General features: G+C 60.9%; 20 protein-coding genes. 11 read left to right on the forward strand and 9 right to left on the reverse strand.

Going from position 1 to position 19,468, the window contains the following annotated elements; genetic code table 11:
* Positions 1-96: 96 nt before the first annotated feature.
* Both R1A29_RS24895 and R1A29_RS24900 read left to right on the forward strand, forming a co-directional pair.
* Positions 97-1,335: an MFS transporter gene (locus R1A29_RS24895; RefSeq protein ID WP_438299843.1), complete on the forward strand. Its 1,239-nt coding sequence runs from the start codon at positions 97-99 to the stop codon at positions 1,333-1,335.
* Positions 1,336-1,451: 116 nt separating this feature from the next.
* A complete protein-coding gene (locus R1A29_RS24900) occupies positions 1,452-1,739 on the forward strand; it encodes a HigA family addiction module antitoxin (protein ID WP_438299844.1) in 288 nt (95 codons plus the stop codon).
* Positions 1,740-1,744: 5 nt separating this feature from the next.
* On the opposite strand, the gene R1A29_RS24905 is transcribed toward R1A29_RS24900, so the two are convergent.
* Positions 1,745-2,296, reverse strand: coding sequence for a DJ-1 family glyoxalase III (locus R1A29_RS24905; protein WP_438299845.1), 552 nt, complete (start codon positions 2,294-2,296; stop codon positions 1,745-1,747).
* Between the two features lie 66 nt (positions 2,297-2,362).
* On the reverse strand, positions 2,363-2,812 hold the full coding sequence (locus tag R1A29_RS24910) for a DUF4879 domain-containing protein (RefSeq protein ID WP_438299846.1): 450 nt from the start codon (positions 2,810-2,812) through the stop codon (positions 2,363-2,365).
* Between the two features lie 220 nt (positions 2,813-3,032).
* Between R1A29_RS24910 and R1A29_RS24915 the strand changes: the two genes are divergently transcribed.
* Positions 3,033-4,328 carry an NCS2 family permease gene (locus R1A29_RS24915; RefSeq protein ID WP_085712226.1) on the forward strand — a complete coding sequence of 432 codons (1,296 nt, stop codon included), beginning with the start codon at positions 3,033-3,035 and terminating at the stop codon, positions 4,326-4,328.
* Positions 4,325-5,404: a tRNA (uridine(54)-C5)-methyltransferase TrmA gene (trmA, locus tag R1A29_RS24920; protein ID WP_085712227.1), complete on the forward strand. Its 1,080-nt coding sequence runs from the start codon at positions 4,325-4,327 to the stop codon at positions 5,402-5,404. Before R1A29_RS24915 ends, trmA begins: the two co-directional genes overlap by 4 nt.
* Before the next feature lie 497 nt (positions 5,405-5,901).
* Here the strand turns inward: trmA and R1A29_RS24925 are convergent, their stop codons facing one another.
* A complete protein-coding gene (locus R1A29_RS24925; protein WP_438299847.1) occupies positions 5,902-6,330 on the reverse strand; it encodes a DUF4160 domain-containing protein in 429 nt (142 codons plus the stop codon).
* A 203-nt stretch (positions 6,331-6,533) separates the two neighbouring features.
* Between R1A29_RS24925 and R1A29_RS24930 the strand changes: the two genes are divergently transcribed.
* From R1A29_RS24930 to R1A29_RS24940, 3 genes are all read left to right on the forward strand, one after another.
* Complete coding sequence (locus R1A29_RS24930; protein ID WP_438299848.1) at positions 6,534-7,445, forward strand: LysR substrate-binding domain-containing protein; 912 nt, start codon at positions 6,534-6,536, stop codon at positions 7,443-7,445.
* A gap of 131 nt (positions 7,446-7,576) precedes the next feature.
* Positions 7,577-8,017: a type II 3-dehydroquinate dehydratase gene (gene aroQ, locus R1A29_RS24935; RefSeq protein WP_011336043.1), complete on the forward strand. Its 441-nt coding sequence runs from the start codon at positions 7,577-7,579 to the stop codon at positions 8,015-8,017.
* Positions 8,018-8,022: 5 nt separating this feature from the next.
* On the forward strand, positions 8,023-8,877 hold the full coding sequence (locus tag R1A29_RS24940; RefSeq protein ID WP_438299849.1) for a shikimate dehydrogenase: 855 nt from the start codon (positions 8,023-8,025) through the stop codon (positions 8,875-8,877).
* Positions 8,878-8,910: 33 nt separating this feature from the next.
* Here R1A29_RS24940 and R1A29_RS24945 read toward each other — a convergent pair whose 3' ends face one another.
* Both R1A29_RS24945 and quiC read right to left on the reverse strand, forming a co-directional pair.
* On the reverse strand, positions 8,911-9,588 hold the full coding sequence (locus R1A29_RS24945) for a TetR family transcriptional regulator (RefSeq protein WP_085732890.1): 678 nt from the start codon (positions 9,586-9,588) through the stop codon (positions 8,911-8,913).
* Positions 9,589-9,690: 102 nt separating this feature from the next.
* The gene (gene quiC / locus R1A29_RS24950; protein WP_438299850.1) at positions 9,691-11,592 is read right to left on the reverse strand and encodes a 3-dehydroshikimate dehydratase QuiC; all 1,902 of its coding nucleotides are present in this window, start codon (positions 11,590-11,592) and stop codon (positions 9,691-9,693) included.
* 272 nt (positions 11,593-11,864) lie between these two features.
* Here quiC and R1A29_RS24955 point away from each other — a divergent pair, with 272 nt between their 5' ends.
* Complete coding sequence (locus R1A29_RS24955; protein WP_438299851.1) at positions 11,865-13,202, forward strand: MFS transporter; 1,338 nt, start codon at positions 11,865-11,867, stop codon at positions 13,200-13,202.
* A 42-nt stretch (positions 13,203-13,244) separates the two neighbouring features.
* On the opposite strand, the gene R1A29_RS24960 is transcribed toward R1A29_RS24955, so the two are convergent.
* Complete coding sequence (locus tag R1A29_RS24960; RefSeq protein ID WP_438299852.1) at positions 13,245-14,123, reverse strand: DMT family transporter; 879 nt, start codon at positions 14,121-14,123, stop codon at positions 13,245-13,247.
* Positions 14,124-14,468: 345 nt separating this feature from the next.
* Between R1A29_RS24960 and R1A29_RS24965 the strand changes: the two genes are divergently transcribed.
* The 3 genes from R1A29_RS24965 to R1A29_RS24975 all read left to right on the forward strand — a co-directional run bounded on the left by R1A29_RS24965 (position 14,469) and on the right by R1A29_RS24975 (position 17,290).
* Positions 14,469-15,317, forward strand: coding sequence for a neutral zinc metallopeptidase (locus R1A29_RS24965; protein ID WP_438299853.1), 849 nt, complete (start codon positions 14,469-14,471; stop codon positions 15,315-15,317).
* A 131-nt stretch (positions 15,318-15,448) separates the two neighbouring features.
* Positions 15,449-16,336 (forward strand): KPN_02809 family neutral zinc metallopeptidase, encoded by an 888-nt coding sequence (gene ypfJ, locus R1A29_RS24970; RefSeq protein WP_438299854.1) that lies wholly within the window; start codon positions 15,449-15,451, stop codon positions 16,334-16,336.
* Positions 16,337-17,290 (forward strand): alpha/beta hydrolase, encoded by a 954-nt coding sequence (locus R1A29_RS24975; protein ID WP_438299855.1) that lies wholly within the window; start codon positions 16,337-16,339, stop codon positions 17,288-17,290.
* Between the two features lie 29 nt (positions 17,291-17,319).
* Here R1A29_RS24975 and R1A29_RS24980 read toward each other — a convergent pair whose 3' ends face one another.
* The 3 genes from R1A29_RS24980 to R1A29_RS24990 all read right to left on the reverse strand — a co-directional run bounded on the left by R1A29_RS24980 (position 17,320) and on the right by R1A29_RS24990 (position 19,454).
* Positions 17,320-17,913 carry an HAD family hydrolase gene (locus tag R1A29_RS24980; protein ID WP_438299856.1) on the reverse strand — a complete coding sequence of 198 codons (594 nt, stop codon included), beginning with the start codon at positions 17,911-17,913 and terminating at the stop codon, positions 17,320-17,322.
* Positions 17,910-18,779 carry an acyl-CoA thioesterase II gene (gene tesB / locus R1A29_RS24985; protein WP_085712241.1) on the reverse strand — a complete coding sequence of 290 codons (870 nt, stop codon included), beginning with the start codon at positions 18,777-18,779 and terminating at the stop codon, positions 17,910-17,912. The genes R1A29_RS24980 and tesB overlap by 4 nt, the downstream gene beginning before the upstream one ends.
* 105 nt (positions 18,780-18,884) lie before the next feature.
* Positions 18,885-19,454, reverse strand: coding sequence for a GNAT family N-acetyltransferase (locus R1A29_RS24990; protein WP_192552399.1), 570 nt, complete (start codon positions 19,452-19,454; stop codon positions 18,885-18,887).
* Positions 19,455-19,468 lie beyond the last annotated feature (14 nt).

The raw sequence follows: 19,468 nt of genomic DNA on the forward strand, positions 1-19,468 counted from the left end.
ATCGATGTCTGGCTAACTAAATTTTTCATCATGGCAACTTCCTGTTACAGACTGGTGATAATCTCGCGATTCCCCTCGATCAAGACCGGCCCGCAGATGCCCAGCCAAGAGCCCTTGCTGTTACGCCACCATCGTCCTTTCCTCGCGTTCTGGTTTGCCCGGATCTTCACCGCCAGCGGCTTCCAGATGCTCACCGTGGCCATCGGCTGGAATCTCTATCAACTGACCGGCAATGTGCTCGATCTTGGCCTGGTCGGTTTGGTGGAATTCGCCCCACGGGTGCTGTTCATGCTGCACACCGGCCACGTTGCCGATCGATACGACCGGCGCAAGGTCGCAGCCATCTGTCAGTCGTTGCAGGCGTTGATCGCTCTGGCACTGGCCATCGGCAGCGCCACCGACCATGTCACCCGGGAAATGATCTTTATCCTGGCGTTCCTTCTGGGTGCTGCGCGCTCCTTCGAAATGCCGACCACCCAGGCGCTGTTGCCGAGCATCGTGCCCAGTGCGCTGTTCCCCCGGGCAGTCGCCGCCGCGCAGTCGGCGCAGCAATCGGCCACCATCGTCGCCCCGGCGCTTGGCGGTCTGCTTTATGCCTTCGGCAGCGTGTGGGTGTATGGCCCGACCGTCGTTCTGTACGTCATCGCCTGCACCCTGATGCTCAACCTGCCCGCGCGCCAGACCCCGTTGAACAAGGGCAAGGCGACCTTGGACTCATTGCTGGCGGGGATTCGCTTTATCCGCAGCCGCCCGGACATTCTCGGGGCGATCTCGCTGGATCTGTTCGCCGTGCTGCTCGGCGGCGCCACGGCATTGCTGCCGGTGTTCGCCAAGGACATCCTGTTGACCGGACCATGGGGCCTCGGGTTGCTGCGCTCGGCGCCGGCGGTGGGGGCGTTGATGATGTCGCTGTTCCTGGCGCGCTTCGCCGTCGAACGCAAAGTCGGTCGGGTGATGTTCACTGCCGTCGGCGTATTCGGCGTAGCCACCATCGCCTTCGGTCTGTCGACCTCGTTCTGGTTCTCGCTGGCGGTGCTGGTGGTGCTCGGCGCGGCGGACATGATCAGCATGGTGATCCGCGCCTCCTTCGTACAACTGGAAACCCCGGACGAAATGCGCGGCCGGGTCAGCGCGGTGAACGGCCTGTTCATCGGCGCCTCGAACCAGTTGGGCGAGTTCGAATCCGGCCTCACCGCTCACTGGTTCGGCACCGTGCCAGCGGTGGTGATGGGCGGCATCGGGACGCTGGTGGTGACCGGGACGTGGATCAAACTGTTCCCGACCCTAGCTAATCGCGACCGGATGCATGTGCCGGTGGAAGAGGTGAAGGCTTAGCTACACGGGTTTCACCAGCGGAGCCCCCCCAGCACAAATAGCTCGAAAAGATGCGGTACATAGATACCGCATTGAGTGTAATGTATCGCCTTACACTCGCCCCATGATCAAATCCTATGCCCACTCACAACCCGCCACACCCCGGTGAAACACTGCTGATGGATGTATTGCCGGAACTTGGCATCAGCGTTACCGAATTGGCTCGGCATCTTGGATTCGCCCGCCCTCACCTTTCTCGTGTATTGCACGGACATGCGCCGATCAGCCCGGATCTGGCTGTACGACTGGAACGCGCGGGGATTGGCAAGGCTCGCATGTGGCTAGGCGTTCAAACCGATTACGACCTTTGGCAAGCCGAGCACCGTGAGCAGCCAGCCATTCAACCAATCGCTGCTCACGCCTGACCTTCTCAGGCCAGCAACTCTCCCGCTACCTTCGATCTGGCGGCCTTGCCCGCCAGTTGCTCGACCAGTGTCAGGGCAAATGCCAGCGCGGCGCCGGAACCCTGGGCGGTAATGCAATTGCCGTCGACCACCACCGGTTGATCAACAAACGTGCATCCGGAAAGGTTATGGCTGGTGGTGGGCAAGCAGGTCATGCGGCGTTGACGTAATACACCGAAGCTTTGCAGGGCGACGGCCGGGGCTTCGCCGATGGCGGCGAACAGGCGTCCGGCGCTGGCCTGGTCCTTTAGCAATTGCTGCAACGGCTGATGCGCCGCCAGGTGTTGTGCGCCAACAGCGCCACCGGGCAGGACGATCAGGTCAAAGGTCTGGGCCAGCACATCAATGAGCATGCCGTCGGCGGTCAGTCGTGTGCCTCGGGCGCAGGTCAGCATACGCCGTCCCTCGATGCTGGCCGCCATCACTTCGATACCGGCCCGGCGCAGCACGTCGATCAAGGTCACGCTTTGCAGATCATCGATGCCCTCGGCGAGGGTAATCAGGGCTCTAAAGGTCATGGGCGCCATCCGCTGGGTGATCTTTAAAGCGTAGTCAGCTTTACCCTGCCCTGTTCGCGGCAGCCGTTACTTGATGTAAAGCTGAGTCGACATCGTGTTGCGCGGGGCGTTGATCGAGGTATTGCTGAACGTGAACGTGCCCTCCTGCCGACCGGCCAGATCGAAGGTATAGAGAGAGCCGACGGTTTTGCTGCCGGGTGTGCACTCGGTCAGATTGCCGTTATCAAAGGCGCATACAGGGCTTCGCGTGCCGTTTACTTCAAAGCCGTCCAGTGCGGCCTGGGGCTGGCTCTGGCCGTAGCCGATTTCCAGCACATAGACCTTGATGCCCGGACCGCCGTGATCGCAACGGGTCTGTACCTGACCATCGGTAATGTCTTCGAGCCCGCAAGACGGCGACTGCACCTTGATGACTTTCACTTCGCTCAGTGGCGCCGCCGACGCCGCGAGCGCTGCGGGAGCCCCGGCCAGCGACAGTGCGATCAATCCGCCAGCCTTCATCCAATGCTTGTTCATGCGATCCATTCCCGAAAAATCAGCGCGCAGTATGGCCGGTTTGGCGGCGACACAAAACTTCGCCGACGATCGAGCCCAACATCCGCCATATTCCTCACGCTGCTGGTATGATGCGCGGCTTTTTCCGGCCCACCACAATTTTCCAGGCGCTTGCGACGGTCTGTGCTTTGCTGTTGAGGTCGATACATTCACGGCGCCACGCGCGCCACGGGGAGCAGACATGCTGGAAAGGCTGTTTCAACTCAAGGCACACAACACCAACGTGCGGACCGAGATTCTGGCGGGCGTCACGACCTTCCTGGCCATGGCCTACATTCTGTTCGTCAACCCGAGCATCCTCGGCGAGACCGGCATGGACAAGGGCGCGGTGTTCGTCGCCACGTGTCTGGCAGCCGCCATCGGCTCCACGGTCATGGGCCTGATCGCCAACTACCCGATCGCCCTCGCACCAGGCATGGGCCTGAACGCCTTCTTCACCTACACCGTCGTGCTGCATATGGGCCACACCTGGCAAGTGGCGCTGGGCGCGGTGTTCATCTCGGCCGTGTGCTTCTTCCTGCTGTCGATCTTCCGCATCCGTGAATGGATCATCAACAGCATTCCGCTGCCGCTGCGTTCGGCGATTGCCGCCGGTATCGGCCTGTTCCTGGCGCTGATCGCCCTGCACAACGCCGGTATCGTGGTCAGCAACCCGGCGACTATGGTCGGCCTCGGTGACCTGAAGCAACCGGCACCGATCCTCGCCACCCTCGGTTTCGCCCTGATCGTTGCCCTTGAAGCCCTGAAAGTGCGCGGCGCGGTGCTGATCGGCATTCTCGCGGTGACCATCGTCTCGATCGTGATGGGCTTCACCCCGTTTGGCGGCGTGACGTCGATGCCACCTTCGCTGGCCCCGACTTTCCTGCAACTGGACATCAAGGGCGCACTGGACATCGGTCTGGTCAGCGTGATCTTCGCCTTCCTGTTCGTCGATCTGTTCGACAACTCCGGCACCTTGATCGGCGTCGCCAAGCGCGCCGGCCTGATGGGCAAGGACGGCCACATGCCGAAAATGGGCCGTGCGCTGATCGCTGACAGCACCGCGGCAATGGCCGGCTCGCTGCTGGGCACTTCGACCACCACCAGCTACATCGAATCTGCTGCAGGCGTGAGCGCCGGCGGCCGCACCGGCCTGACCGCCATCGTCGTCGCGATCCTGTTCCTGCTGGCGCTGTTCTTCTCGCCACTGGCTGCCAGCGTGCCGGCGTTCGCCACCGCACCGGCGCTGCTGTTTGTCGCCGTGCTGATGACTTCGGGCCTGGCGGAAATAGAATGGGACGACATCACCGTCGCCGCGCCGGTCGTGGTCACCGCCCTGGCGATGCCTTTCACCTATTCCATCGCCAACGGCATCGCCTTCGGCTTCATCGCCTGGACCGCGATCAAACTGCTGTCCGGCCGCGCCCGTGAGCTGAACCCGGCGCTGGTGATCCTGTCGATTCTGTTCGTGATCAAGCTGGGTTGGTTCAACGCATGACTTTTGATTCCCAGGCCTACGCCGCACAACTCGAAGACAAGGTCACGCGCCTGCGTGACCTGCTGGCCCCGTTCGATGCGCCGGAACCAACGGTGTTCGACTCGCCTTTGCAGAACTTCCGCCTGCGCGCCGAATTCCGCCTGTGGCGCGAGGGTGGTGAGCGGCATTACGCGATGTTTTCCCAGGACGACAAACGCACGCCGATCCTGATCGAAGAGTTTCCGATCGCCAGCCTGCGCATCAACCAGTTGATGCCGCAATTGAAGGCGGCCTGGCAGGCCAGCGCGGCGCTGAGCCACAAGTTGTTTCAGGTGGAGTTTCTGACCACCCTGGCCGGCGACGCGATGATCACCCTGTGCTATCACCGTCCGCTGGACGAGCACTGGCACGCGGCGGCCACCAAGCTGTCGGCGGACCTGGGCGTCAGCATCATCGGTCGCTCCAAGGGCAAGCGCGAAGTGCTCGGCCTCGATTACGTGGTCGAGAAACTGGAAGTCGGCGGTCGCACCTTCAGCTATCGCCAGCCGGAAGGCGCGTTCACCCAGCCCAACGGCACCGTGAACCAGAAGATGCTCAACTGGGCATACGAAGCACTGGGTGATCGCAGCGACGATCTGCTGGAGCTGTACTGCGGCAACGGCAACTTCACCCTGCCGTTGGCGACCCGGGTGCGCAAAGTGCTGGCCACCGAAATCAGCAAGACCTCGGTCAACGCTGCGTTGAGCAACCTGGCCGAAAACGCTGTGGATAACGTCACCCTGGTGCGCCTGTCCGCCGAAGAGCTGACCGAAGCCCTGAACGAAGTTCGCCCGTTCCGTCGCCTGCACGGCATCGACCTGAAGAGCTACGAGTTCGGCAGCGTGTTCGTCGACCCGCCACGGGCCGGCATGGACCCGGACACCTGCGAACTGACCCGTCGCTTCGACAACATCCTGTACATCTCCTGCAACCCGGAGACCCTGGCGGCCAACATCGCCCAACTGCACGACACGCACCGCATCACCCGCTGCGCGTTGTTTGACCAGTTCCCGTGGACTCACCACATGGAATCCGGCGTGCTGTTGACCCGGCGTTGATAGCAGGTGCCAGAAACAAGAAAGCCGTCCTGACCGACGGCTTTTTTGTGCCTGTTCATGGCACGGGATCGACTTTGCGCGGGCGCCCCCCTTCCTGCCGTTGGCCCGTGCAGCTTCAGCTTTCGCGGTGCTGCTCTGGCGGCCATTGCGTGAAGCGATCACCGAGGCAGCCATGGCCATCAATGGCTGACTGGCCGAGATCATGCCGGCGATGGAAACCTGCAGATCCTTGCCGTCGTGGCACAGCGCGGTGCCGGCAAATCCGACGGTCAATCCGGTGAAGTCTTCCGGTTCGAAATCATCGAATTCGCGGTATAGATTTACTGGCAGCAGCACGCCGCTGTCGTCCTCGAAGTGAATCACCAGGCACGGTTTCTGAAACGTCACCGATACCGCCTGCAGGCTGTTGCGACGACGCAGCCCCCCGCGGTCGACAGCTTCGTCGAGACGCTTTTCCGTAACCGGTCGATCTGCATGCAGACCGGCCTTCACTGTTTTCATAATTCAATCTCCACACCTTCCTGGGCCCCGACGAGGGCCAGCAGGGTTTTATTTTCATCAGGTTCGTAATACGCCGAACCGATTCTGAAGGTCGCCCCAGTCACCTCGCGCATGACGGCCACTTCGTTCGAGTCCCCGTCCCACCATTGGTTATCGAGACACGCCGTCTGCAAACGAGACCACCAGATTCGGCGGGCCCGCCGCAGATGATCCGTTTCACGCAGCGACTGACGCAGCCCCTCAAGCACTGCAATCGGTGGCCGTCGCGACAGCGGCACCACATCCCACAACTCCACGCCGTTGTGCCAGAAACTGAATTTGAAGCGCGCACTCCATGCACCCGAATCTACGTGCGCATGAGGCGGACAATGTTCGTCACGCAACATGATTACCACTGACAGTCCTTTGTAACTGCATACCTTCATGCTAACCCATCCGTTAGGTTTAAAAGTTTCAACATTTGCCATTCCCTGGCAAATCCGACCATCGGCGCCGACGCCTTCTGTGGTCGTTACCTTCCGAGCCTAGTGCGGCAGCCGCAAAAGCCCCGCGCAAAATGGTAAGCAGTTCTTTCGCAGCGGCCGCGCATTTGCTACATACGAAGACTCATTCCCCGGTGTAATCAATCATGCAGCGGCACTTCGACGATCTTCAGCTGGGTAGCATCGAGTTGTTTTGTCTGGCGGCCGAGTGCGGCAGTTTCACCTCTGCGGCGCAGGCGGCTTCGGTGACGCCGGCGGCGGTGAGTCGCTCGGTGTCACGCATGGAGGAACGCCTGGGTGTGCGGTTGTTCGCGCGCACCACCCGCAGTGTGAAACTGACCGACAGCGGCCGACGCTATTACGAAGAATGCCGTCAGGCACTGGCGCAACTGGTGGAGGCGCAACGGGAAGTCATGGGCCGGCAGCAGGAACCGTCCGGCACTCTGCGCATCAGTATTCCTACAACCTACGCCCACCACCGGATCCTGCCGCTGCTGCCGGCCTTTCGTTCGCGCTTTCCGCAAGTGAAGGTCGAGATGCACATCAGCAATCGCAACATCGACTTCGTCGGCGAGGGGTATGACATGGCGATCCGCGTGCGGGCGATTCCCGATTCGGGCCTGATCGCCCGACACCTGGAAGATGCGGCGCTGGTGATGGTCGCCAGCCCCGATTACCTGAAGCGCGCCGGCACGCCACAAACGCTCGAAGACCTCGAACAGCACGAGTGCATCCAGTACGAATTGCCCAGCAGCGGGCGGCGAATCACCTGGCTGTTTTACGACGAGGACACGCCACGGGAAGTCCTCGCCGAGGGTAATTTCTGCTGTTCCGATGACGTCCTCGGTGGCGTGACCCTGGCCAGACACGGCGCCGGGTTGTTCCAGACTTACCGCTTCATCGTCGAAAAAGAATTGGCCGACGGCTCGCTGGTGGAAGTGCTCAAACCCTACAGCGGGCGCTCGCGACCGTTCACGCTGCTGTACCCGCAGAATCGCCATATGCCACTGCGCGTCAGGGCCTTCATCGATTTCCTGGTCGGGCAATTGCCGCATTAATGTCCGATTACCGAACACAAAACGGCGCAGCGATCGTTGATCAATTGATTAAAGTAACCAGCTAGTACAATTTAACTCCACAGGTCGAAACCCTCGGCCCAAGCCAAAAACAATAAGTGGAGTTTTCCCCCATGCCCCCGATCGTTCTGGTGCTCAACGGCCCGAACCTGAACCTGCTCGGCACCCGTGAACCGGCGACCTACGGTCACGAAACCCTGGCCGACATCTCTGCCCTGTGCGGGCGCGCCGCCGAAGAGTTCGGCCTGGCCGTAGAGTTTCGCCAGACCAACCACGAAGGCGAATTGCTCGACTGGATTCACGGCGCCCGCCAGCGCTGCGCCGGCATCGTCATCAACCCGGCCGCCTGGACCCACACCTCGGTAGCGATCCGCGATGCCCTGGTCGCCAGTGAACTGCCCGTGATTGAAGTCCACCTGTCCAACGTCCACGCCCGCGAGCCGTTCCGTCATCACTCATTCGTCTCGGCCATCGCCACCGCCGTGATGTGTGGCTTCGGCAGCCACGGTTATCGCCTGGCCCTGGAACATTTCAGCCAGCGGTTGAAGGGGTGAACCGCATGAACCGCAACAACGTGATACTCGCCGGGCTGATCGGCGCCGGCATCCAGGCCTCCCGCACCCCGGCGCTGCATGAACATGAAGGTGATGAACAGGGCCTGCGTTACCTGTATCGATTGATCGATCTCGATCAACTGCAACTGGACAGCAACGCCCTGCCCGACCTGCTGCTGGCCGCCGAGCGAATGAACTACACCGGACTGAACATCACTTTCCCGTGCAAGCAGGCCATCATTCCGCTGCTCGATGAATTGTCTGCGGAAGCCCGGGGCATCGGCGCCGTAAACACTGTCGTGCTGAAGGACGGCAAACGCGTCGGCCATAACACCGATTGCCTGGGTTTCGCCGAAGGTTTTCGTCGCGGCCTGCCAGACGTTGCCCGCGACCGTGTAGTCCAGATGGGTGCCGGTGGTGCAGGCGCGGCCGTGGCCCACGCCTTGTTGAGCGAAGGCGTACAGCAACTGAGCATTTTTGATGTGGACATTGAGCGGGCCGAAAGCCTGGCCAACAACCTTAACCAGCATTTCGGCGCTGGTCGGGCCGTGGCCGGGCACGATTTGTCGAGCGCGTTGAGTCAAGCCGATGGTCTGGTAAACACCACGCCGATGGGCATGGCCAAACTGCCGGGCATGCCCGTGCCGGCAGCATTGCTACGGCCGGAGTTGTGGGTGGCGGAGATCGTGTATTTCCCGCTGGAAACCGAACTGCTGCGCAACGCCCGCGCCCTGGGTTGCCGAACCCTGGATGGCGGCAACATGGCGGTGTTTCAGGCAGTGAAGGCATTTGAACTGTTCAGCGGCGTGGCGCCGGATGCGCAGCGAATGCTGGCGCATTTTCAAAGCATGAAAGGATAAAACCGTGAGGGGGCGACGCCCCCTCGATACCGGTCAGGCCTGCAGGTAACGCAGCACCGACTCGCAAATCATCTCGCGATGACGCTGCTTGATGGTTTCGTCCGGCAGGTCGATCTGAAAGATCTCACCAAAGGTGTGGCGGTTCGACACGCGATAGAAGCAGAACGAACTGATCAGCAGATGCACGTCCAGCGCGTCGAGTCCGGCGCGGAACACACCTTCAGCAGCACCACGCGCCAGGATCTCGCCTAGCGAATCAAGAATCGTATTGTTCATCGCCTTGATCGCATCGGAACGCTTCACGTACTCGGCGTTGTGGATGTTTTCGATGCAGACGATGCGCACGAAATCGACGTTGCGGTCATGGTGATCAAAGGTGAACTCCACCAGACGGCGGATCGCCTCTACCGGTGGCAGCTCCGCCAGGTGCAGACGGTTTTCGGTGCTGCGGATATCGCCGTAGAGCTTCTCCAACACCTCGACGTACAACTGCTCCTTGCTGCCGAAGTAGTAATAAATCATGCGCTTGGAGGTGTGGATACGCTCGGCGATCGCATCGACGCGGGCGCCGGACAGGCCCTGCTGGACGAACTCGACGATCGCTTCCTGCAGGATGTTCTCGCGGGTTTTTTCCGGGTTGTTCTTGCGACTCTTGCGCGGCTCGACCGCTGATGAAACGGGGGCTGCGGAAAGTTCTGAAGTCATTGTCATTGCGGGCTCACGGCCATCACTGCACAGGCTGGCGATTATGGGCCGCGCGGCACAGTGAAGGAAGCCGCGAGGCCCGTGTTTAATCCCGCGTTTACGAATTTCCTACAACTTCGCCTGGCGAACGGCGCCACTGCGTGCTTTGGCCATCGCCGCCAGTCGCACCGCGACGTTGGCCGCGCCGTAACCGGCGTAACCGTTCTTGCGCTGAATGATCTCGAAGAAGAAGCGCCCTTCGAACGGTTCGGTGTAGACGTGGAACAACTCGCCGCCCTGGGCATCGCGGTCATACAGCACGTTGTAGTACGCCAGCTCGCTGAGGAACTCGTCATCGAAATCGAAACGCGCCGCGAGGTCATCGTAATAGTTGAGCGGGATATCCAGCAGCGGCACGCCCGCCTCTTTCGCGCGACTGACCTGCGCAAAGATGTCGTCGCAGTCGAAGGCGATGTGATGCACCCCGGAACCGCGATAACTCGACAGCGCGTGTGAGATCGCGGTGTTGCGGTTCTCGGAAATGTTCAGCGGCAGACGGATCGAACTGTCGCGACTGCGCAGGGCTCGGCTCTTCACCAGACCGTAGGGATCGGGCAGCACCACTTCGTCGTCGGCCTCGAAATCCAGCAGGCTCTTGTAGAACAGCACCCAACTGTCGAGGCTGTCCGCCGGGAGTGCCATGGCCATGTGATCGATGCGCTTGAGCCCGCCACTTGCCACCGCGCCCGGCAGCAGATTGAAATCGGTGCCGTAGACATCCGCCTCTTCGTCCACCAGATAAATCAGGCTGCCATCCGGCGCCCGCACCGCTGCCAGCTCCAGCTCATTGGGGCCGACCAGTCCGCGATACGGCTGCCCTTTATAGGCGACGGCGCGGGCCAGCGCACTGGCGCTGTCCTTGACCCGCACGGCGGTGGCGCACAGCGACGGGCCGTGGGCCTCGAAGAAACTGTGGCCGAACGAATAAGGCTCGGAGTTGAGGATCAGGTTGATATCGCCCTGCCGCAGCAGGCTGACGCTCTTGGAACGATGCTGCCCGGCCTTGACGAACCCCAGCCGCTCCAGCCAGTTCGACAGCTTGGCGCCGAGGGCTTCGTCGACGGCGAACTCCAGAAACTCGATGCCGTTGTACTCGCTGGCCTTCGGCGTCTCGAAGAGGATTTCGCGGTTATCCACAGGGCGGACTTCCTGCTCCAGACGCTGGCGGGTTTTCTCCTCCAGATACAGCAGCGAACGCAAACCGTCGGCGGCATTGGCCCGAGGCGGCGCGGCACGGAAGCCGTCGTTGAAGATTTCCAGCGACAGCGGCCCGGAGTAGCCACTCTGAATGATCGGCGCGAGGAAACCCGGAAGATCGAATTCGCCCTGCCCCGGGAAGCAGCGGAAATGCCGGCTCCACTCCAGCACATCCATCGCCAGGATCGGTGCGTCGGCCATCTGCACGAAGAAGATCTTGTCGCCGGGAATCTCGGCAATCGCCCGAGGATCGCCCTTGAGCGACAAGGTGTGGAAGCTGTCGAGCAACACGCCGAGGCTTGGGTGATCGGCTTGGCGCACGATGTCCCAGACCTGTTGATAAGTATTGACGTGACGGCCCCAGGCCAGCGCTTCATACCCGATGCGCAAGCCTCTAGCACCGGCATGCTCGGCCAGCAGACGCAGGTCGTCGATCAGGATTCGCTGATCGCCAACGCTGTCGGGAGAAGCATTGCTGCAGACCAGCACCAGGTCGGTGCCCAGTTCCTGCATCAGATCAAACTTGCGTTCGGCCCGTTCCAGATTGCGCTCCAGGCGGTCGCGGCGGCAGCCTTCAAAATCGCGGAACGGCTGGAACAGGGTGATGGCAATTCCGAGGTCGGCGCACATCTGCCGGATTTCCCGAGGGCTGCCGTCGTAATACAGAAGGTCGTTCTCGAAAATCTCCACCCCGTCGAACCCGGCGGCGGCAATGGCTTCGAGCTTTTCCGGCAGGGTTCCGCTCAAGGAAACGGTGGCAATGGATCGCTGCATGTTTCAACTCCCGGTGGAGATGTCGGCTACGGGGATTGCGCCGCTTTTATAAGGTGAGCGAATTATTGGTCCCGGTTTTTCATTGAGCAATTTAAACTGTACTACCCGGTTAGTTTTGCGTGCGATTATCGAACACAATGCCGGTTTGGCGAATTGACGATTTTTCGCCCACTGCCCAACATCCCTTTCACCTTGAGTCCGGATCTGAACCACCGGTCGCAGCGTGCACAAGAAAGCACACCAAATAACAAATCCAAAAACGGGTGGAACACATGATTCCTTCACAGACTTCCCGCATGGCTCCGGCCATGAGCACTGCCACGGGTGGCATCGGCGACAAGATCCGCGGCGCCATGGCCGTCGGCAAGACCCGTTGGGGCATGCTGGCGCTGGTGTTTTTCGCCACCACCCTGAACTACATCGACCGCGCCGCCCTCGGCGTCATGCAGCCGATCCTCGCCAAGGAAATGAGCTGGACGGCGATGGACTACGCCAACATCAACTTCTGGTTTCAGGTCGGCTACGCCATCGGCTTCGTGCTGCAAGGACGGCTGATCGACCGGGTGGGCGTGAAACGCGTGTTCTTCTGCGCGGTGCTGCTCTGGAGCCTGGCCACCGGCGCCCACGGCCTGGCGACTTCAGCCGTCGGCTTCATGGTCTGCCGGTTCATTCTCGGCCTGACCGAAGCGGCCAACTACCCGGCCTGTGTGAAAACCACGCGCCTGTGGTTCCCGGCCGGCGAACGTGCGGTGGCCACCGGCATCTTCAACGCCGGCACCAACGTCGGCGCGATGTTCACCCCGATGCTGCTGCCGTTGATTCTGCATGTGTGGGGCTGGCAGGCCGCGTTCCTGTGCATGTCGGCGCTGGGCGGGATCTGGTTGCTGTTCTGGGGCCTGAAGTATTTCAACCTGGAAGATCATCCGAGCGTGAAACAGTCGGAGCTGGACTACATCCAGAAAGAAGTCGAACCGGAACAGGCCCGCGTGCCGTTCTCGCGGATTCTGCGCATGCGCGGCACCTGGGCCTTCGCCCTCGCCTACTCGCTGACCGCGCCGGTGTTCTGGTTCTACCTGTACTGGCTGCCGCCGTTTCTCAATCAGCAATACAACCTGGGCATCAACGTCACCCAGATGGGCATTCCGCTGATCATCATCTACGTCACCGCCGACTTCGGCAGCGTGGGCGGCGGGATCCTGTCTTCGTTCCTGATCGGTCGCGGCATGAACTCGATCAAGGCGCGGCTGCTGTCAATGTTCCTGTTCGCCTGCTGCATCATCGGCGTGGTCATGGCCGCCGGTTCCGCCAACCTGTGGATCGCAGTGGCCGCCATCTCCCTGGCCATCGGCGCGCACCAGGCCTGGACGGCGAACATCTGGAGCCTGGTGATGGACTACACGCCCAAGCACATGATGAGCACGGTGTTCGGTTTCGGCGGCATGTGCGCGGCGATCGGCGGGATGTTCATGACCCAGATCGTCGGCCACATCCTCACCGTAACCAACAACAACTACACCGTGTTGTTCACCCTGATCCCGGCGATGTACTTCATCGCGCTGACCTGGATGTACTTCATGGCACCGCGCAAGATTCCTACCGTCACTGAGTAACCGTCCTGCACTGACCGGCCTGATTTCAGGCCGGTCACGTCTTCAGCGTCGGCTTTGCTGCCACGCCGCCGCCAGTCCGCTGCAACAGATCACCGCGATCCCGATCACCGTCATCAGGGTCGGCGTGTGCGCGAACAGCAACCACCCCAACAACCCCGCAAACACGATCTGGCAATAACCGAACGGCGCCAGCAACGCCGGCGCGGCATGCCGGAATGCCTGGGTCAGAAACAGGTGCGCCGTCATCCCGCACGTGCCCAGCGCCAGCATCAACAAAGCGTGGCCGAGGCTCGGCACCTGCCAGAAGAACGGCACCAGCACACTCATCACCAGCGTGTTGCACAACCCGGCGAAAAAGTTGCTGGTAGTTGGGCTGTCGACTTCGCTGAGCTTGCGGGTCAGCAACTGATAGAAGCAGAAAAACAGCGCCGAGCAGAACGGCAACAGAATCGCCGGGGTGAACAACTCACCACCGGGATGGACGATGATCAGCACGCCGATAAACCCGCAGATCACCGCGATCCACTGACCGCGCGTCACCCGCTCCTTGAGCAGCGGCACCGACAGCGCCGTCACCAGCACCGGCGCAAGAAAGTTGACCGACGTGGCTTCGGCCAGCGGGATGTACAAAAGCGCGGTGGTGAAAAACAGGCTGGTGCCCAGCAGGCAAAGCGCCCGCGCCAACTGCCACAACGGGCGTTTGGTGCGCAGCACGCGCAAGCCCGACTGCGGCAGAAAAATCCCCGCCATCAGCAGCGTATGCACCAGATACCGCGCCCACACCACCATGATGATCGGGTAGAAACCCGAGAGATACTTCGACAATGCGTCGTGACTGGAGAACAGGAAAGTTGCCACGACAATCAGCACGATCCCTTTGAAGGGTTGGTTTATTCCGGATAACGGGGTGCTGACGGTCATGGGACCTCCATGTAAATACTGCGCAACAATCTAGAGCCGGATGTATGACGCTGACAGACAACATTCGAAATAACGGGCGAACAGCGCACAGCTTCAATCAAGCACAGACGCTCGGACGCCTGAGAGCCTTTGTCGGGAAGCTCGACCAGTCGCTTGTGCAGACGCTCTCGGATTACATCCTGAAGCCGTCTTTTTCGACAATCCAATACTGAAAAGAACCACATTTACTTCTTTACCCAGAAGTGTCTTACGCACCCTTACATATTCCTTCTGCAAACACCTTTGGCATGCGGCTACTAATAGGGCGGGCGATAGATGCCCATCAACCTATCAGGAATACGCAGAATGTTTTGGAACAAAACACAACGCAGCAAAAACGTGGATGACCAACGAAAGGACAAGGAGGCCCGCGGTGTTTCAGGAAAGTTTCTGGCTGCCGGACTTCTCTCCTCCATCGCCGTCGCAACGGCAGGCTACTGGCTATCGCTGGCCGCAACTGTCGGCCCTGCGAAGGCGATCGCGGAGAAGATGGCGCATGATTCGCAGATTGCCAGCCATATAGGTGACGATCCGCATCGTTCATTTGTCGAAAGCATTCTGGGCAGTACCGAAGAAATATGGACTGAGCTACTGGCTGAAACAGACGTGAAATATCAGCCGCCGACGCTGGTCTTGTACAACCAGAAAATATCCTCGGCTTGCGGTTCACTGCACTCGGAAGAGGTAGGCCCCGCCTACTGCCCTGATGATCAAAAAATCTACATCGATCTGCTTTCACTGGAAAAAGAAACAACAGTCTCTTCCAACGTCAGCGATTTTGCCCAGGCCTATGTCATCGCCCATGAGGTCGCACACCACGTTCAGAACAGTTTGGGACTCTCCGAGAGAATTGAAGAAGCCAAAAGCAATGGCGAGCGCATGATCGGAGAAAGCGGGCTGAGTGTGCGTCGAGAGCTGCAGGCCGATTGTCTGACAGGCGTGTGGGCGAACCATGCGCAGAAAAAGTTCGACTGGCTGGAACCGGGAGACATCGACGAAGCCCTGGCACTTGCCGTCGCTCTGGGTAACGACGCAGGAAACGTCAGCCCGAATGAGTACACCCATGGCACATCCCAACAGCGAGTCAAATGGTTCAATACCGGCTTCACCCACATCGAAGGCGATTGCAGAACTTTTGATGGCGCGCAGTTATAGTCCGCTTCAGTCGCACAAACCTTGAATCAACTGTCGAACTGCCGGAGCTGTTCAAGTGTCTGACGACCGGACTGGCGCCACCTCCGTGCACCAGCAACACTCATCACCAGGTTCAACCAGAGGATTCCCGCATGCTATGGAGAAAAGGTCGACGCAGTGACAACGTCGTCGATGCCCGTGGCGATGACATGGGCGGTGGTGGCGGCATGCGTTTCGGCGGCGGCAAGGGCCTGAGCCTCGGCGCGATTCTGCTGATCGTCGGCATTGGCTGGATCACCGGGCAGGACCCGTTGCAGATCCTCGGCCAGCTCACCGGGCAGATGACCGAGCAATCGGCCCCTGCTTCGCAAACCCGTCAGGCACCGCCGGCCAACGATGAACAGGCCGAATTCGTGCGCTCGATCCTCGGCGACACCGAAGACACCTGGGGTGCGATTTTCCAGCAGGCCGGTCGTCAATATAAGGACCCGACCCTGGTGCTGTTCAGCAACCGGGTGAATTCCGCCTGCGGTCTGGCCACCTCGGCCACCGGCCCGTTCTATTGCCCGGCAGACCAGAAGGTCTATCTGGACATGGCGTTCTTCCAGGAAATGGCCCAACGCTTCAAGGCCGCCGGCGACTTCGCCCAGGCCTACGTGATCGCTCACGAAGTCGGACACCATGTGCAGACGCTTCTCGGCGTCTCGGCGAAAATTCAGGCCGCCCGCCAACAAGGTCGGCAGATGCAAGGTGATGGCGGTCTGCTGGTGCGTCAGGAACTGCAAGCCGATTGCCTGGCGGGCGTCTGGGCCTACCACGCGCAGAAACGCCTGAACTGGCTGGAGCCGGGCGACATCGAAGAAGCCTTGAACGCGGCAAACGCCATCGGTGATGATCGCCTGCAACAACAGGGTCAGGGCCGCGTGGTGCCGGACTCGTTCACCCACGGTACGTCGGCGCAAAGGGTGCGCTGGTTCAAAACCGGATTCGCCCAGGGCCAGGTCGGCCAGTGCGATACCTTTGCGGCGAAAAACCTGTAAATGCATAAATGGCTGTTGGCTTTACTGTTCATTGGTAGCTCCGCACATGCGGCCGGCGTCGACGCGATCAGTCCCGGACGCCTGCAATTGCAGGCCGGCGAAATGGCGGTGGGTATCGGCCCGGCTCCGGCGAAAATCGAGCGGGTGCTGATTGTCATTCATGGCAAGCTGCGCAACGCCGAGACCTATCGCAAGAGTGGCGAGAGCGCCGCCGAACTGGCCGGGCAAACCGCCAACACCCTGGTGATCGCACCGCAGTTTCTCAACGAAAGCGATGTCGCCCTCTATTCGTTGCCCGCCAGCGTGCTGCGCTGGAAGGGCAATGAGTGGATGGGCGGCGGGTTATCCACAGGGCCGAACCCGCTCAGCTCCTATGCCGCTCTCGACGAAATCATTGGTCGGCTGACCGATCGCAAGCAGTTTCCGGACGTGAAGCAGATCGTGATCTTCGGCCACTCCGGCGGCGGTCAGGTGGTGCAGCGTTATGCCCTGCTCGCCCGCGAACAATCAGCGCTCAAGGCTGAAGGCATTCGCTTGCGGTATGTGGTGGCCAACCCGTCGTCCTACGCCTACTTCAACGAGCAACGGCCGGTGGCGTTCGATCACGCGCAGTGCCCGGGTTTCAATCGCTGGAAGTACGGTCTGGTGGATCCGCCGATCTATTCCGGTGGGCAAACGCCCGCACAGCTTGAAGGCAGTTACGTCAAACGCGAGGTGATTTATCTGCTGGGCCAGCAGGACATCGACCCGCAACACCCGGCGCTGGACAAGAGCTGTGCCGCCGAAGCCCAAGGGGCTTATCGACTGGAACGCGGGAAGATGTTTTTCAGCTATCTGCTGCGTCGGCACCCGGAAGGGGTGAACCAGCGGCTGGTGGAAGTGCCCGGCGTCGGGCATAACGGCGATGGAATGCTGACCTCACCGGAAGGTCAGAAAGCAATCTTCGACCAATAAAAAACGGGGGCCAAAGCCCCCGTTTTTTTTCAAGCGAACAACATTCGCCGCAACTCCACACAATCCTTCGCATGCCAGTCGGTCAGCTCGGGCCAGGGATTATCCGGCAGGTTTACCAGCACCGTGTGCGCCCCGGCGGCCCGGCCGCAATCGAGGTCGAAGCGGTAATCGCCGACCATCACCATCTCGCTCGCCGGCACTTGCCAGGCTTCCGCCAGTTTCAGCAAACCGCCCGGGTGCGGTTTCGGCGGCGCTTCATCGCGGCCCAGCACATCCTCCACCGCGAAGCAGTCCGCAAGGCCGATGGCCTCCAGCGTCACATGGGCCAGCTCCCGCGCATTACGGGTCAGGATGCCGAGGCGATAACCCCGCGTGTGAAGATCGCGCACCAGTTCCACCGCACCGACTGCCGGGGTCGAGCCAAGCGCCAGATCCCGTTCATGCTCCAGCAGCCACACATGTTTCGCCGCCGCTTCCTCGACGGGCAGCGCCGTGAGGTGCGTAAGGATGTCGTCCTCCGGCGGGATCGCCAGCGCCACGCGAATCGCCGCGAAATCATGTACGGCGACGGTCAGGGTGCCGTCCATGTCGAACACCCAGTGCCGCACCTCCGCCAGACTCATGCCCAGTCCTTGCGATGACGGATCAGGCCTTCCTGGGTCACCGAGGCTACGAGTTGCCCGGCGCGGTTGAACACGCTGCCACGGGAGAACCCGCGAGAATTGCCGGCCCACGGGCTGTCCATGGCGTAGAGCAACCAGTCATCGGCGCGCAGGTCGTTGTGGAACCACAACGCGTGGTCGAGGCTGGCGACTTGCATGTCTTTCTGCCAGACCGATTTGCCGTGGGGCAGCATCGACGTGGTCAGCAGACCGAAATCCGAGGCGTAGGCCAGCAGGTATTTGTGCAGCGCCGGGATGTCGGCCAGCGCACCGTCGGCACGGAACCACACATACTTGATCGGATCCGCCGGTTGCGGGTTGTACGGGTCTTTTTCAGTGACCGGGCGCACTTCGATCGGTTTCGGGCACAACAGCTTTTCACGCATGTGTTCCGGGATCAGGTGCGCGCGTTGCTGGGTCAGCTCCAGCTCCGAAGGCAGGTTTTCCGGGCCGACCACTTGCGGCATCTGGCTCTGGTGTTCGAAGCCTTCTTCGTCGTACTGGAACGAAGCGCTGCAGGTGAAAATCGGGTGGCCCTTCTGGATCGCCGTCACGCGACGGGTGCTGAAGCTGCCGCCGTCACGCACGCGGTCAACCGAGTAGACCACCGGCAACTTGGCATCGCCCGGACGCAAGAAGTAGCCGTGCATCGAATGCACATGACGCGTCTCTTCAACCGTCTGACTGGCCGCCGACAGCGACTGGCCGAGCACCTGGCCGCCGAACAACTGGCGAAAGCCCAGATCCTGACTGCGACCACGGAACAGGTTTTCCTCGATCGGTTCGAGGGTCAGCAGATCCACCAGATCTTCCAACACTTGGCTCATTCAGACTCTCCTCACACAACGCTATGCCGCGCAGTCTCGGCTGCGGCGGCCAATTCAGGTTCTGGCGCGAGCCATGATCGCGCCATTGTAAACGTCCGTGTCGGCTTAGCCATGCAGGGTCTGCAGCCATTGCTCCCTGGTGATTCGGTACAACAGATGTCGACGCAACGGGTGATCGACAGCCAGTTTCGGGTGATCGAAATCATGGGCCGGGTCGTGATGCATGCCGATGGCCTGCATGACTTTTTCCGACGGCAGATTGCTCTGCGCGGTGAAGGACACAATCTCTTTCAAGGCCAACCGGTCAAAGCCGCAACGCAGCGCGGTCCACGCCGCCTCGCTGGCATATCCCAGGCCCCAATGTTCTTTCGCCAGACGCCAGCCGATTTCCACCGCCGGGGTGAACGGCGCCTCGAAACCGACCACGCCAAGCCCGGTGAAACCGATGAATTCGCCGGTGTCCTTGCGCTCCAGCGCCCACAGGCCGAAGCCGTGTTCGGCAAAATGACCGCGCACACGGCCGATCATTGCGGCACTTTCCAGCCGGCTCAACAGCGCGGGAAAATAGCGCATCACCTGCGGATCGGCGCACATCGCCGCAAATGCCGGCAAATCCGCGTCCTGCCACTGACGCATCAGCAGTCGCGCGCTTTCCAGCTGCAGTATCGGCTCCATCGTGCCCCTCCGTT

Origin of the sequence: Pseudomonas sp. NMS19W, from assembly GCF_051554255.1 — a bacterium.
In the GTDB taxonomy this organism is placed as follows: Bacteria; Pseudomonadota; Gammaproteobacteria; order Pseudomonadales; family Pseudomonadaceae; genus Aquipseudomonas; species Aquipseudomonas kribbensis.